We start from the raw sequence: 13849 nt of genomic DNA, 5'->3' as shown, positions 1-13849 counted from the left end.
CAACCCTATCCGCTGCCCAGCCCCGGCCCGCCGGGCCCGGTAGACTGGACGTTTAACGACTTCAGACAGGTAATTTGTGACTTTCACCGACCTCAATATCGACCAGGACATGGTCGACGCGCTCGCCTCGAAGGGCATCATCGAACCCTTCCCGATCCAGAGCCAGACCATCCCGCTCGCCCTCGACGGGCAAGACATCATCGGCCAGGCGAAGACCGGAACGGGTAAGACCTTCGGCTTCGGCCTCCCCCTCATCCAGGCCCTCGGCCTCCACCCGGAGCCCGGCGTGCAGGCGCTCGTCGTCGTGCCGACCCGCGAGCTGTGCGTGCAGGTGGCGGAAGACCTCGAGATCGCGGCGGCCAACCGCGAGACCAAGATCGTCGCCATCTACGGCGGCAAGGCCTACGAGGGTCAGGTGGAGCAGCTCAAGGCCGGCGCGCAGATCGTCGTCGGCACGCCCGGCCGCCTGCTCGACCTGGCCGGCCAGCATCTGCTGAGCCTGAAGAACGTCAAGGTCATGGTGCTCGACGAGGCCGACAAGATGCTCGACCTGGGCTTCCTGCCCGACGTCGAGAAGCTGTTCGCGCAGACCGATCCCACGCGTCACACCATGCTCTTCTCCGCGACGATGCCCGGGCCCGTCGTGGCCCTCGCGCGCCGCTTCATGAACAAGCCGATCCACATCCGGGCGACCGATCCGGATGAGGGCCTCACCCAGGCGAACATCAAGCACGTCATCTACCGGGCCCACTCGCTCGACAAGGACGAGGTCATCGCCCGCATCCTGCAGGCCGAGGGCCGCGGCAAGACCGTGATCTTCACGCGCACCAAGCGCGCCGCCGCGAAGCTCGTCGAAGAGCTCAACGACCGCGGCTTCAACGCGGCCGCCGTGCACGGCGACCTGAACCAGGAGCAGCGCGAGCGCGCCATGGCGGCGTTCAAGGCCGGCAAGAAGGACATCCTGATCGCCACGGATGTCGCGGCTCGCGGCATCGACGTCAATGACGTCACGCACGTGATCAACCACACGGTGCCCGACGACCCGGATGCCTACCTGCACCGCGCGGGACGCACCGGCCGCGCCGGTAAGACCGGCATCGCCGTGACCTTCGTCGACTGGGACGACCTGCACAAGTGGGGTCTCATCCACCGCGGGCTGAAGTTCGGGCCGCAGGAGCCGGTCGAGACGTACTCTTCGTCGCCGCACCTGTTCACCGACCTCGACATCCCGACCGATGTCAAGGGACGGCTGCGGGCCTCGACCATCGTGCACGAACCGCGCGCCCGTACGGCCGGCTCGACGGGCGGATCGAACGGCGGCTCCGCCGACGGTGGATCGCGGCCCCCGCGCCAGCGCAATCGCGGCGGTTCCGGCAGCTCGGGCGGTCAGCAGCGCACGGAGGGCAAGCCCGCCCACCTCGAAGCCGGTGGCGGGGCCCACGACGGAACTGCGCCGACCCGACGCCGACGCACGCGCCGGCGTACCGGTGGCGGCAGCACCCCGACGCCTCCCGTCGCCTAGTCCGCCGGCTGGCGGTCAGCCGCGGAAGGGCACGGCGCCGGTGCCGGCCGCGACGATCCGCTCGTAGACCGCCCGGCTCGTGGTGTTCTCGGCGAGCCGGTTCGGCTTGCCCTCGCCGTGGTAGTCGCTCGAGCCCGTCGCGACCAGGCCGAACTTCTCAGCGGTCTTCGTCCACGCCTCGGCGCTGCCCTCGCGGTTGTCGCGGTGATGCACCTCGAGGCCGAACAGACCGGCGTCGACCAGCTCGCGCATCCGGGAGTCGTTGAGCAACCCCTCGGGGCCGCGGGCGCCCGGATGCGCGATCACCGGCACGCCGCCGGCTTCGGCGATGAGGCGCACGCCGACGACCGGCTCGGGGGCCTTGTGTGGCTGGTAGTAGCCGCCCCGCCAGTGCAGGATGCTCTGGAAGGCCGCACTGCGATCCGTCACGTACCCGCGCGCCACGAGCGCATCGGCGATGTGCGGGCGCCCGACCGTCGCCCCCGGAGTGGTCTGGGCGAGCACGTCCTCCCAGCCCAGACGCGGATAGTCGCGCGTGATCCGCGCGACCATCTTCTCGGCGCGCTGCAATCGCTCCTCGCGGATCTCGGCCGTCGCGGCCACGAGGGCCGGGTTGCCGGGATCGACCAGGTAGCCGAGCACGTGAACGCTCGCGTACTGGAGCTGGGTGCTGAGCTCGAGCCCGGGCAGCACCGTGATGCCGGTTCCCCGGGCGGCGTCGAACGCCTCGACCCAGCCGGCCGTCGAGTCGTGGTCGGTGATCGCGATGACGTCCAGACCCGCGAGCACCGCCGCCCCGATCAGCTGAGCGGGCGTCTCGGTGCCGTCGGAGACGCTGCTGTGCGCGTGCAGGTCGATGGGGCCGGACATCCCCTCATCGTAGGCCGGGTCCCGGGCAGATGACCGGCCGCCGCGGTTAGGCTCCCGGGATGGCCCGCCGACTTCTCGCCGCCGCGACCGTGCTGATCGTGGCGGCCGCGCTGCTGGTCGCGGCATGGCCGCAGCCGTTCGGGCTCGAGCGGCAGGCCGGGGTCGCGCAGCTGGTCGCCCTGCGCGGGCTCGCCGCGGCCGTCGCCGGGGTCGGCGTGGTCGCCCTCCTGCTCATCGCACTGGTGTCGCGCCGTGCCCGCCGCCTGACCGGGACCGTCGCCCTGCTGCTGCTGGCATTCGCCGGAGTCAACGTCGCCGTGCTCGCGACCCGCGGATCCACTCCGGCGGGATTCCAGACCACGGCCCCGGGCGACCTCACGGTGCTCAGCTGGAACACCCTGGGCGATGCGCCGGGAGCCGCGGCGATCGCGAAGCTCGCTCTGGCCCAGCATGCCGACGTCGTCGCCCTGCCCGAGACCAGCGCCGCGACGGCCGACGCCGTCGGCGGGCTGATGCGGTCCGCGGGATCGCCCATGCAACTGCTCTCGCTGAGCTACGACCACGTCTCGAAGTCGCGCACGACGTCGCTGCTGATCAGCACGAAGCTCGGCGAGTACCGCCGCGACGACTCGCACGGCTCGACGCCGACCCTTCCGAGCGTCGTCGCCGTGCCGGTCGACGGCAGCGGGCCGACGATCGTGGCCGCGCATCCGGTCTCCCCGGTTCCCGGCGAGATGGGCAACTGGCGGCAGGGGCTCGACTGGCTCTCGCAACGCTGTGGGGGCGACACGATCATGGCGGGCGATTTCAACTCGACGCTCGACCACTACGCGGGCCTGTCGGTGACGACCGCGACCGGCCCTGGAGACCTCGGCGCCTGCCACGACGGCGCACGGGCGATGCGCTCGGCCGCGGCCGCGAGCTGGCCGACCTCCCTGCCCGAACAACTGGGCGCCGCGATCGACCACGTCATGGCGAGCGAGGGCTGGACCTTCGTCGGATTCCGGGTCGTCGGCTCGGAGGACGGCGCGGGCAGCGACCATCGCCCCGTGGTCGCACAGCTGCGTCCCGGCGCCTGACCGGGCGGCGCGCCGCGTTGCCACGGGTGCGAGGATGGATGCCATGGCCGATTCCTCCACCTCCGCCGCGCCGAGCCCCAACCCGAATGCGAACCGTTCCACCACCCCGGTGTCGAACGCGTTCCGGGAGTACATCGCGACGCAGTGGGCCGACCGGGTCGAGCCGACCCCGGCGCCCCGGCAAGCCGCCGCGTTCGCAGCCGCACGCCGCCAGCGGATCTCGGCGATGCATCCCGGCGAGCGTCTGATCGTCCCGGCGGGACCCGCCCGTGTGCGGTCCAACGACACCGACTACCCGTACCGCGCGCACTCGGCCTTCGCGCACCTGACCGGGTGGGGCGCGGATGCCGTGCCCGAGAGCGTGCTCGTACTCGAGCCGACCGGGACCGGACACGAGGCGACCCTCTACTTCCGGCCCACGGCGGGACGCGACTCCGACGAGTTCTACGCCAACGCGGCGATCGGCGAGTTCTGGACCGGCCCACGCCCCTCCCTCGCGCACGTCGCCGCCGACCTCGACCTGCCGACGAAGCCGCTCGATGCGCTGGAGGACGTACTCGAGGCCACCGACGCCACGACCCGCATCGTGCGCGACGCGGATCGCGAGCTCACCGACCAGGTCGACGGACGACGGCTGCTCAACGCCGAGCTGCCGGCCGACGCCGCCGAGAGCATCGACACGGATCCCGATGCCGTGCTGCTGCGCGACCTCAGCGAATTGCGCCTCGTCAAGGACGAGTGGGAGATCGCGCAGCTGCGCGCCGCGGTCGCCGCGACCAAGCAGGGCTTCGACGACGTCGTCGCCGACCGCCCGGCGATCATCGCCCACCCGCGCGGCGAGCGCCTCGTCGAGGGGACCTTCAACCGCCGGGCGCGCGCCGAGGGCAACCAGGTCGGCTACGACACCATCGCGGCGAGCGGGCCGCACGCCTGCATCCTGCACTGGACCCGCAACGACGGTCCCGTCGTCCCGGGCGACCTGATCCTGCTCGATGCCGGCATCGAGCTCGACAGCCTCTACACGGCCGACATCACCCGCACTCTGCCGATCAACGGCGCCTACAGCGAAGTGCAGCGCCGCGTCTACGAGGCGGTGCGGGAGGCGGCCGATGCGGCATTCGCGATCGTGCGCCCCGGCATCCGGTTCCGCGAGATCCACGCCGAGGCCATGAAGGTCATCGCGGCGAAGACCGCGGAGTGGGGCTTCCTGCCCGTCGGTGCGGCGGAGTCGCTCGACCCCGAGGCCCAGTACCACCGCCGCTACATGGTGCACGGAACCTCGCACCACCTCGGGCTCGACGTGCACGACTGCGCCCAGGCGCGGCGCGAGCTCTACCTGGAGGGCATCCTCGAGCCGGGCATGGTGTTCACGATCGAACCCGGCCTCTACTTCCAGCCCGACGATCTGACCGTGCCGGAGGAGTACCGCGGCATCGGCGTGCGCATCGAGGACAACATCCTGGTGACCGCGACCGGGGCCGAGAACCTGTCGATCGGCATCCCGCGAACGGCGGACGAGGTCGAGGCCTGGCTCGCCGGCGCATGACCCGGGTCTGCGGACGGCGCTCGGCGCGGGTCAGGGGGCGGCGGGCGGCGTCGCGATGATCTGCTGCGCGCGCGAGGTGAGCGAGGGGTCGACCAGGATCTGGTAGTTCGACGCGAGCACCTGCTTCGTCGAGTCGAAGTCGCGGCTGCGCCGGGCGACCGCGTAGGTCACCAGGCGGAAGAACAGCCCGAAGGCGGCGCCGATCAGGATCGCGGCGACGAACAACCCGGTGTTCAGCGCCGGCGTGATGAAGCTGAAGAGCAGTCCGAGGAACAACCCGAACCAGGCGCCGCTGAGGGCGCCCTCGAGGGCGGCGCGGCTCCAGGTGAGCTTGCGCGTCACCCGCTCGACAGATTTGAGGTCGTTTCCCACGATCGAGACCTGCGCAACGGGGAAGTCGGCCTTCGCGAGATGGTCGACGATGGCCTGCGCCTCGAGGTAGGTGTCGTAGGTGCCGAGCACATCCCCCTTCGGAACACGCTGCAGGTCCGGGCGAGGGGTGGGGTTCGATGAGCTCACGCGCGTCATCCTAGCCTTCGGGCCTGCGGCTCGGCAGGTCGCACGCGGGTAGGGTTTCCCTGTGAGCGCCACGAGAGTCTTCGTCGCCCGATTGGCCGGGTGCTCCGTTTTCGACCCCGCGGGCGACAAGGTCGGCAAGGTGCGCGACGTGCTCGTCGTCTATCGCAGCACCGGCTCCCCCACCGTGGTCGGCCTCATCGTCGAGATCCCGGGCAAGCGCCGGGTGTTCGTCTCGATCGGCCGGGTCACCAGCATCGGCGCCGGTCAGATCATCACGACCGGCCTGATCAACCTGCGCCGCTTCGAGCAGCGCGGTGGCGAGGTGCGGGTCATCGCCGAGTTGCTCGGCCGCAAGGTCGCGCTCAGGGACGGATCGGGCGACGCCACGATCGAGGACGTCGCGATCGAAGAGACCGGCCCCGGCGAGTGGGGCGTCTCGGATCTCTTCCTGCGTCGCCCGCGCGCAGGAGCCTCGCCCTTCGGCAAGGGCCCGACGGTCTTCGCCGCCTGGGACCAGATCCGCGAGAAGAACACCGGAGGCGAGGCGCAGTCGGCCGAGCAGCTCATCGCCACCTATTCCGACCTGCTGCCCGCCGACCTCGCCAGCACGCTGCTCGACCTGCCCGAGGAGCGGCGGCTCGAGGTCGCCGAGGAGCTGCCCGACGGCCGCCTCGCCGACGCGCTCGAGGAGATGAGCGAAGAAGACCAGGTCGACATCATCAACCAGCTCGACGACGACCACGCCGCCGACGTCCTCGACCAGATGCAACCGGATGACGCGGCCGACCTCATCGCCCAGCTCTCGACCGAGCGCGGCGAGGCCCTGCTCGAGCTGATGGAGCCCGAGGAGGCCGACGACGTGCGCTTCCTGCTCTCCTACGCACCCGACACGGCCGGCGGCCTCATGACGACCGAGCCGATCATCGTCTCGGCCGACGCGACCGTGGCCGAGGGGCTCGCCCTCATCCGGCGACACGAACTGGCGCCCGCGCTCGGCGCCGCGGTCTGCGTCACCCTGCCGCCGTACGAGCCGCCGACCGGCCGCTTCCTCGGCGTCGTGCACTTCCAGCGGATGCTGCGCTACCCGCCCAACGAGCGGCTCGGCACGCTGCTCGACCCGAGTCTCGAGCCCGTGACGGCGCACACCAGCGCGGCCGTGGTGTCGCGCATCCTGGCCAGCTACAACCTGGTCTCGTTGCCCGTCGTGGACGAGAACCACCGACTCGTCGGGGTGGTGACCATTGACGATGTCCTCGACTATCTGCTGCCCGACGACTGGCGAAGTTCCTCCGGCGACGAACCCCACCCCGTAAGCACCTCGACCGCAGCCATCCCCACCAGGAGGAGGACATCGCATGGCACGCGCAAATAGCACCCGTCGCGAGTCCCACCTCGACAGCCCGAAGGGGCTCCGCACCACCTTCGTGCCCAGCTTCAGCAGCGGCGATCGTTTCGGCCGGTTCTCGGAGGCGTTCGCGCGCGCCATGGGCACGACCTGGTTCCTGTTCGCGCTCACGGTGATCGTCATCGTCTGGCTGGTCTACAACTCGCTCGCCCCGGAGCGGTGGCAGTTCGACCCGCGCGGGCAGAACTTCACCCTGCTCACCCTGATCCTGTCGCTGCAGGCCTCCTACGCCGCCCCGCTGATCCTGCTCGCGCAGAACCGGCAGGACGACCGCGACCGCGTGCAGATCGAGCAGGACCGCCAGCGCGCGGAGCGCAACCTCGCCGACACGGAGTACCTGGCACGCGAGGTCGTAGCGCTGCGGCTGGCGATGAAGGACGTGGCGACCAAGGACTTCATCCGAGCCGAGCTGCGCGCCCTGCTCGAGGAGTTCGACGGGGTGCCGAAGGGCGGCGAGAAGCCGCCGAAGCGGGCGAGCGAGGGGTGAGCACGGCAGCGCTGCTCGCAGCACTGGCCCGGGTGCAGGACCCCGAGATCCGACGCCCCATCACCGAACTCGACATGGTGCGCTCGGCGACCGTCTCCGACGGGGTCGCGACGATCGAGCTCAAGCTGACGATCGTCGGATGCCCCGCCGCCGCGACGATCGAGCGCGAGGTACGCGCGGCCGCATCCGCGGTCGAGGGCGTCGTCCGCGTCGATCTCGACGTGGGGGTGATGACGGTCTCCGAACGCGAGGCCCTGACGACACGTCTGCGGGGATCGCGCACGCAGCAGTTCGGCCCCGACTCGCTCACCCGGGTCTACGCCATCTCGAGCGGCAAGGGGGGCGTCGGCAAGTCGACCGTCACGGCGAATCTCGCGGTGGCGCTCGCCGCCCGCGGCCTCAAGGTGGGGCTTGTCGATGCGGATGTCTTCGGTTTCTCGATTCCGGGCATCCTGGGCATCGCGGGGGCCAAGCCCACCCAGGTCGGCGAGATGATCCTGCCGCCGATCGCGCACGGCGTGAAGGTGATCTCGATCGGGATGTTCGTCGACGGGCAGGCGGCCGTCTCGTGGCGCGGGCCGCTGCTGCATCGCACCATCCAGCAGTTCCTCACCGATGTCTGGTTCGGCGACCTCGACGTGCTGCTCGTCGACCTTCCTCCGGGAACGGGCGACATCGCGATCTCGCTCGGGCAGCTGCTGCCCCAGGCCGAGGTGCTCGTCGTGACGACACCGCAGCCGGCTGCCGCCGAGGTGGCCGAGCGCAGCGGACTCGTGGCCCGGCAGACCGGGCAGACGGTCATCGGCGTGATCGAGAACATGACCGGGCTGCCCCAGCCCGATGGGTCGGTGCTCGAGCTGTTCGGCAGCGGCGGCGGCGACGAGCTGGCGGGGCGGCTCGGGGTGCCCGTGCTCGCGCGCATCCCGCTCAGCGTCGCACTGCGCGCGGGAGGCGACGTCGGCACGCCGATCGTGCTGACGGATGCCGCGGACCCGGCCGCGCGCGCGATCGAGTCGCTCGCCGCGACGCTGGGGTCGCGCGCCCGCGGCCTCGCCGGCCGGAGCCTGCCCCTCGATGTCCGCTGAACGCACCGATTCGCGAGGTATCGTCGGAGCCATGCAGGGTCGTGAGGCATCGGGCCGAGCCGCCTTGGCGCCGCGGGCGAGCCTCGAGGGCGCCGGCACGCCGGCCGAGAAGCGCGAGTACCTGGCGCGGGTCGAGGAGGCCATCGCGCTGGTCGAGACCGGGCGCGAGGCGAGCGCGATCGTGGTCAGCCGTGAGACCAGCGATCGCCGCTTCAACGGTGCGCAGATCATCGTGGTCGAACTGATCGTGATGGATCCCGACGACCCGGACGGCTCCGGGGCGGGCCGCAAGATCGTGTACGAACACCTCTTCGGCCCCGCGACCGCCCGGCGCTGGCGACCGGGACGGGAGATCCCGATATGGATCGACCCGCGTGATCCTGATCGGATCTACGCGGGTCGGTGAGCCCGTACTGCTGCGCTCAGGCGCGACGGGTGGGAACGCGGTGGTAGCCGTCGCGAGCCGCGACGACGCCGGTTCCGGCGATGGCCGCGACAGCCGCGGCGACGAGAATGAGCAAGAAGATCATGTCCCCATTAGAGCGGACTCAATCATGTAGCACAATCGAATGATTCTGCAATGTCGTTGTAGTTCTGCTTCAACAAGCTACCCTGTGGACATGGATGTCCGCCGACTCGAGCTCTTGCGCGAGCTCTCCGAGCGCGGCAGTGTCACCGCGGTCGCCCACGCCCTGCATCTGACCCCCTCCGCCGTCTCGCAGCAGCTCAAGACGCTCGAGCGCGAGGCGGGCGTCCCCCTCACGGAACGGGTCGGACGTGGGCTCGCCCTGACCACGGCGGGGCATGCCCTGGCCGAGACGGCGAAGGACGTCGCGATCGCCCTGGAACGCGCGGAGGCCGCGTGGTCGGAGTTCCTCGAGCAACCCCGCGGCGAGGTCAGCCTGACCTTCTTCCCCACCGGAGGCGAGATGCTGCTGCCGGGATTCCTCACCCGCATGAGCGGCATCACCGGGCTCCGCGTGGTGTGCACCGACCAGGACCCGCTGGTGCCCGACTTCGCCGATCTCACCCCCGATCACGACGTGGTCGTGGCCGACGCCCCCGGAGTGCTGCCCAGCTGGCGCGAGCGTCACCTCGTCACCGTCGAGCTGATGCGCGAGCCGCTCGACATCGTGCTGCCGGAGGGGCATTCGCTCTCCGCGCGAACCGAGCTGTCGCCCGCGGACGTCATCGGCGAACGCTGGATCGGCGTTCCCGCCGGCTTCCCCTACGACCGCATCCTGAGCCGCATCGAAGCCATCACGGGACGCGAGGCGGAGGTCGTGCAGCGCTTCGTCGACAACAGCATCGTCGAGGCGGTCGTGGCCGCCGGGCACGGCATCTCGATCCTGCCCCGCTTCACCACGCGCGACCGCGAGAACGGGCTCGTCACACGCCCTCTGACGGGCGTGCGCTCGGAGCGGGTCATCTGGGCCATCATGCGGCCGGAGCGTGCCGTGCGACCGTCCGTGCGCCTCGTGGTGGAGGAATTACGGGCGGAGGCCCAGCAGTTCGTCGCCGCGCACCCGGGCTGACAGGGGCGACCGTCAGGTGGCTTCGGCGTCGTAGGGCGCCGGGCGCCCCTTGCCGAGCCGGCGCTGACGGATCTCATAGGCCGTCTCGACGTAGCGCGGCGCCGCGGCGGGCTCCGACGGGGGCTTCTCGGCATCCTCGGCGTCAACCGCCTCGCCGACCGCGGTGGCCGCCGCTGGCGGGGTGGGAACGGGATCCTCGAGCAGGGCCTCCCGGATGATGCGCCGCGGGTCGTACTGCCGCGGGTCGAGCTTCTTCCAGTCGACCTCGTCGAACTCGGGGCCCATCTCTTCGCGCATCCGGTCTTTCGCACCGTCGGCCATCGAGCGCAGCGACCTGACCACCTTGGCGAGCTGGGCGGCATAGCCGGGCAGTCGATCCGGACCGATCAGGAAGACAGCGATCACCCCGATGATGATCAGCTTGTCGAAGGTCAACCCGAAGGACACCCGCTCAGGATATCTCCCCGCCCGGAACTAGAGTGGGGCGGTGGCCGACAAGGAACTGAGCTGGAAGTACGCCGAAGACTTCGTGGTCGAGGCCCCGGCGATCGCGACCGCCCGGCAGCACTCGCTGGAGCTCGGGATCGACCCGGTCTCCCCCGCCACCGGCGCGCAACTCGCCGTTCTCGCGGCGGCCAGCTCGGCCCACTCGATCCTCGAGATCGGAACGGGCGCGGGCGTCAGCGGGCTCTGGCTGCTCACCGGCGCCCCGGATGCCGTGCTCACCTCGATCGACATCGAACTCGACCACCAGCAGACCGCTCGCACCGCCTTCGCGTCGGCGGGGGTGCCCGCCAACCGCATCCGGCTGATCACAGGACGCGCGTCGGAAGTGCTGCCACGCATGAACGACGGGGCATACGACCTCGTGGTCGTCGATGCGGACGAGGGATCCGTGCTCGACTACGTCGAACACGCCCTGCGGATCGCGCGCCGGGGCGGGCTCGTGCTGGTCGCGCACGCGCTCTGGCGCGGACGCGTTGCGGATCCGGCTCGGCGGGACCACACCGCGGAGGACTTCCGCACGCTGCTGAAGGCGATCCAGGACTCGTCTGCGGTGGTCGCGGCGCTGAGCGTGGCGGGCGACGGCTTGCTGCAGCTCGTCAAGACCGCCGACTGATCGCCCCAAGGCGATCACGGACCGCCGACTGATCGCCCGAGGGCGATCACGGACCGCCGCTGGACGCCCCTAGGCGGCGGAGACGACTCCGGCCAGCGCGTCGTGCAGCTCCTTGGCCTCGGCGTCGTTGACCGACACGACGAGGCGACCGCCACCCTCGAGCGGAACCCGCACGATGATCAGGCGACCTTCTTTAACAGCCTCCATCGGTCCGTCACCGGTCCTCGGCTTCATGGCTGCCATGTGGTGTCCCCTTTCGATGGATACTCGACCATTATCCCGCATTGTTCGGGACTGCAGAGACCACGCCCTGTCCACGGCGCCCCACTGGTCACGGCGGGGTCCAGTCCAGGCCGTTGACCCACCAGCAGATCGCCATCCATCCCACCTGGCCCGCGATGCCCAGCAGCACCAGCGTGATGCGGTACGTCACCGAGCGGGGGATCGCGATGGCTCCGAGTGCGGGCGCGAACGGCATGAGCAGACGGAAGGTGCTGGACTGCGGGAAGAAGACGGCGAACAGGTAGATGCCGTACCCGGCCAGCCAGAACCGGATGTCGACCCCCAGCCGCCGCACCGGTGGCGAGAACAGCAGGATGACGAACAGGCCCACGAACAGCACCACCAACACGGGTGCGAGGATCGTCGCGCCGGGAACCTGGATCCAGCGCAGCCACCAATCCGCTCCTTGGAACCAGGCTCCGAATGGCACGAGCTCGGTATAACCGATGTAGCCGACCCGCCACGCCAGTTCGGTATCGGTGTACGCGGCGGGCGATCCGGTGCCGATCCAGGCAACGATCGGCCAGAGCACCCCGAACAGCCCGCTCGACAGGCCCGCGACGATCACGCCGACCCGCTCCGCCCGCGGGAAGGGATCCCGGTGCCGGGTCACGAAGCGATGGATCGCGTGCAGCAGCAGCATCGCCGCGAAGGCGAGGCCGCTCGGTCGGGTGAGGGCCGCGATCCCCACGACCGGGATCAGCAGGTAGTAGCGCCGATCCTGCAGGAACAGCAGGGCGAGCATGAGGAAGAACAGCTGCATCGACTCCGCGTAGCCGACCTGGAGGATCGGCGACAGCGGGGCGACGCAGAACAGCACCACCGCGAACATGGCGGTCTCGCTCGGCAGCACCCGCGAGAGCAGGCGGTGCAGCAGCAGGGCTGCGCCGAGGGCGAACGCCACGGACACGATCACGCTGGCGTACTGGAACGGGATGCCGAAGAACAGGAACACCCGCACGACGGCCGGATACCCGGGCAGGAATGCCCAGGCGTTCTGAGCGACATGGCCGTCGGAGGTCAGCGGCAGCTGCGACGGGTAGCCGACGATCGAGACGATCCGGTACCAGTCGGAGTCCCAGATCGCCGCGAACGAGAAGTAGTCGGGCTTCGGTCCCGTCCAATAGGTGCGGTCCTGGATGCCGGCGAACGCCAGCATGATCACCGTCGTGACGACCCGCGAGAGCGCGAACACGACGATCACCTGGACCCACCACGCGCACCGGAGCTGTGAGCGAAGGCCGGGTCTGGCCTTCGCTGCGACGCCAGCGCCGACGTCCGTCTCGGACGTCGGGTCGCTCACGAGGCGGTCAGCCACGCCCGCAGGCCCCGCTCGCAGCGCTCGATCTGCTCCACCGGCACCCGCTCGTCGTCGGCGTGCGCGAGCGACGGGTCGCCGGGGCCGTAGTTGACCGCGGGGATGCCGAGCGCCGAGAAGCGTGCGACGTCGGTCCACCCGTACTTGGGGCGGGCCTCGCCACCGACCGCCGCCACGAAGGCCCGGGCCAGCGGGGCGTCGAGGCCGGGGCGGGCCCCCTCGGCCAGATCGACGATGTCGACCTGGAAGTCGGGGAAGAGACCGCGCACCACCGCCTCGGCCTCGGCGGCATCCCGGCTCGGGGCGAAGCGGTAGTTGATGTGCACGACGGCCTCGTCGGGGATGACGTTGCCGGCCACCCCGCCCGAGATGCCGACCGCGTTGAGGCCCTCGCGATAGACGAGCCCGTCGACCTCGATCGACTCGGGCTGATGGGCGGCGAGCCTGGTCAGCACGGGCGCGAGCGCGTGGATCGCGTTCTCGCCCATCCAGGCCCGTGCCGAGTGGGCGCGCCGGCCGCGCGCCGTGATGTCGGCGCGGAGCGTGCCGTTGCATCCGCCCTCGACCTCGCCGTTCGACGGCTCACCGAGGATCGCGAAGTCGGCCGCGAGCAGCTCCGGTCGGTTGCGGGCGAGGCGACCGAGCCCGTTGAGGCTGGACTCGACCTCCTCGTGGTCGTAGAACACCCACGTGACGTCGACGACGGGCTCGGTGATCGACGCCGCGAGCGCAAGCATGACGGCGCATCCGCCCTTCATGTCGACGGTGCCGCGCCCCCAGAGCGTGTCGCCCTCGAGGCGTGACGGCAGGTTGCCGTTGACCGGCACCGTGTCGAGGTGCCCCGCGATCACGACGCGTCGTTCGCGAGCGAGGCGGGTTCGGGCGACGACCGCATCGCCGTCGCGGATCACCTCGAGATGGGCGAGAGGGCGAAGCGCGGCCTCGACGGCATCCGCGATCGCGGTCTCGCCGCCCGAGACCGACTCGATGTCGACGAGACGCCGGGTCAGCTCCAGGCTGCCCAGCTCGAGGGGGAGGGTCGGTTCCGGAGCGGCCACCATGCAAGCCTATGGTCTGCGCA

At 70.6% G+C, this 13849-nt stretch carries 15 protein-coding genes; 9 read left to right on the top strand and 6 right to left on the bottom strand.

What is annotated here, in order from left to right; translation table 11 throughout:
* The first annotated feature begins 76 nt into the window (after positions 1-76).
* On the top strand, positions 77-1522 hold the full coding sequence (locus ACFPJ4_RS02110) for a DEAD/DEAH box helicase (protein ID WP_386738635.1): 1446 nt from the start codon (positions 77-79) through the stop codon (positions 1520-1522).
* Positions 1523-1537: 15 nt separating this feature from the next.
* On the opposite strand, the gene ACFPJ4_RS02105 is transcribed toward ACFPJ4_RS02110, so the two are convergent.
* Positions 1538-2392: a PHP domain-containing protein gene (locus tag ACFPJ4_RS02105; RefSeq protein WP_386738634.1), complete on the bottom strand. Its 855-nt coding sequence runs from the start codon at positions 2390-2392 to the stop codon at positions 1538-1540.
* Between the two features lie 59 nt (positions 2393-2451).
* Between ACFPJ4_RS02105 and ACFPJ4_RS02100 the strand changes: the two genes are divergently transcribed.
* Entirely contained in the window at positions 2452-3471 is a 1020-nt protein-coding gene (locus ACFPJ4_RS02100; RefSeq protein WP_386738633.1) for an endonuclease/exonuclease/phosphatase family protein, read from the top strand.
* Positions 3472-3505: 34 nt separating this feature from the next.
* Entirely contained in the window at positions 3506-5017 is a 1512-nt protein-coding gene (locus ACFPJ4_RS02095; protein ID WP_386738632.1) for an aminopeptidase P family protein, read from the top strand.
* A gap of 30 nt (positions 5018-5047) precedes the next feature.
* Here the strand turns inward: ACFPJ4_RS02095 and ACFPJ4_RS02090 are convergent, their stop codons facing one another.
* Positions 5048-5536, bottom strand: coding sequence for a YflT domain-containing protein (locus tag ACFPJ4_RS02090; RefSeq protein ID WP_386738631.1), 489 nt, complete (start codon positions 5534-5536; stop codon positions 5048-5050).
* A 61-nt stretch (positions 5537-5597) separates the two neighbouring features.
* Here ACFPJ4_RS02090 and ACFPJ4_RS02085 point away from each other — a divergent pair, with 61 nt between their 5' ends.
* The 5 genes from ACFPJ4_RS02085 to ACFPJ4_RS02065 all read left to right on the top strand — a co-directional run bounded on the left by ACFPJ4_RS02085 (position 5598) and on the right by ACFPJ4_RS02065 (position 10048).
* Positions 5598-6908, top strand: coding sequence for a magnesium transporter MgtE N-terminal domain-containing protein (locus ACFPJ4_RS02085; protein WP_386738630.1), 1311 nt, complete (start codon positions 5598-5600; stop codon positions 6906-6908).
* A complete protein-coding gene (locus ACFPJ4_RS02080) occupies positions 6892-7428 on the top strand; it encodes a DUF1003 domain-containing protein (protein ID WP_386738629.1) in 537 nt (178 codons plus the stop codon). Before ACFPJ4_RS02085 ends, ACFPJ4_RS02080 begins: the two co-directional genes overlap by 17 nt.
* The gene (locus ACFPJ4_RS02075) at positions 7425-8513 is read left to right on the top strand and encodes an Mrp/NBP35 family ATP-binding protein (RefSeq protein WP_386738628.1); all 1089 of its coding nucleotides are present in this window, start codon (positions 7425-7427) and stop codon (positions 8511-8513) included. The genes ACFPJ4_RS02080 and ACFPJ4_RS02075 overlap by 4 nt, the downstream gene beginning before the upstream one ends.
* A 31-nt stretch (positions 8514-8544) precedes the next feature.
* Positions 8545-8919, top strand: a complete 375-nt coding sequence (locus ACFPJ4_RS02070) for a hypothetical protein (RefSeq protein WP_386738627.1) — start codon at positions 8545-8547, stop codon at positions 8917-8919.
* 214 nt (positions 8920-9133) lie between these two features.
* Entirely contained in the window at positions 9134-10048 is a 915-nt protein-coding gene (locus tag ACFPJ4_RS02065) for a LysR family transcriptional regulator (RefSeq protein WP_386738626.1), read from the top strand.
* A gap of 12 nt (positions 10049-10060) precedes the next feature.
* Here the strand turns inward: ACFPJ4_RS02065 and ACFPJ4_RS02060 are convergent, their stop codons facing one another.
* A complete protein-coding gene (locus ACFPJ4_RS02060) occupies positions 10061-10495 on the bottom strand; it encodes a twin-arginine translocase TatA/TatE family subunit (RefSeq protein ID WP_386738625.1) in 435 nt (144 codons plus the stop codon).
* Between the two features lie 40 nt (positions 10496-10535).
* On the opposite strand from ACFPJ4_RS02060, the gene ACFPJ4_RS02055 reads away from it, so the two are divergent.
* Positions 10536-11168 (top strand): O-methyltransferase, encoded by a 633-nt coding sequence (locus tag ACFPJ4_RS02055; protein WP_386738624.1) that lies wholly within the window; start codon positions 10536-10538, stop codon positions 11166-11168.
* Between the two features lie 69 nt (positions 11169-11237).
* On the opposite strand, the gene ACFPJ4_RS02050 is transcribed toward ACFPJ4_RS02055, so the two are convergent.
* From ACFPJ4_RS02050 to dapE, 3 genes are all read right to left on the bottom strand, one after another.
* The gene (locus tag ACFPJ4_RS02050) at positions 11238-11411 is read right to left on the bottom strand and encodes a DUF3117 domain-containing protein (protein ID WP_386738623.1); all 174 of its coding nucleotides are present in this window, start codon (positions 11409-11411) and stop codon (positions 11238-11240) included.
* 88 nt (positions 11412-11499) lie between these two features.
* Positions 11500-12654 carry a hypothetical protein gene (locus tag ACFPJ4_RS02045; RefSeq protein WP_386738622.1) on the bottom strand — a complete coding sequence of 385 codons (1155 nt, stop codon included), beginning with the start codon at positions 12652-12654 and terminating at the stop codon, positions 11500-11502.
* Positions 12655-12749: 95 nt separating this feature from the next.
* The gene (gene dapE, locus ACFPJ4_RS02040; RefSeq protein ID WP_386738621.1) at positions 12750-13826 is read right to left on the bottom strand and encodes a succinyl-diaminopimelate desuccinylase; all 1077 of its coding nucleotides are present in this window, start codon (positions 13824-13826) and stop codon (positions 12750-12752) included.
* Between the last annotated feature and the right edge of the window lie 23 nt (positions 13827-13849).

Origin of the sequence: Lysinimonas soli, assembly GCF_042655435.1 — a bacterium.
In the GTDB taxonomy this organism is placed as follows: domain Bacteria; phylum Actinomycetota; class Actinomycetes; order Actinomycetales; family Microbacteriaceae; genus Lysinimonas; species Lysinimonas soli.
Note: the sequence above shows the minus strand (reverse complement) of the source record. Positions and strands in the feature narration are given on the sequence as shown.

What these genes read in the sequence shown, in the direction of transcription:
- ACFPJ4_RS02105 (WP_386738634.1), bottom strand. Translation starts at nt 2,392, where the DNA reads ATGTCCGGCCCCATCGACCTGCACGCGCACAGCAGCGTCTCCGACGGC.
- ACFPJ4_RS02065 (WP_386738626.1), top strand. Translation starts at nt 9,134, where the DNA reads ATGGATGTCCGCCGACTCGAGCTCTTGCGCGAGCTCTCCGAGCGCGGC.
- ACFPJ4_RS02050 (WP_386738623.1), bottom strand. Translation starts at nt 11,411, where the DNA reads ATGGCAGCCATGAAGCCGAGGACCGGTGACGGACCGATGGAGGCTGTT.
- ACFPJ4_RS02080 (WP_386738629.1), top strand. Translation starts at nt 6,892, where the DNA reads ATGGCACGCGCAAATAGCACCCGTCGCGAGTCCCACCTCGACAGCCCG.
- ACFPJ4_RS02100 (WP_386738633.1), top strand. Translation starts at nt 2,452, where the DNA reads ATGGCCCGCCGACTTCTCGCCGCCGCGACCGTGCTGATCGTGGCGGCC.
- ACFPJ4_RS02070 (WP_386738627.1), top strand. Translation starts at nt 8,545, where the DNA reads ATGCAGGGTCGTGAGGCATCGGGCCGAGCCGCCTTGGCGCCGCGGGCG.
- ACFPJ4_RS02095 (WP_386738632.1), top strand. Translation starts at nt 3,506, where the DNA reads ATGGATGCCATGGCCGATTCCTCCACCTCCGCCGCGCCGAGCCCCAAC.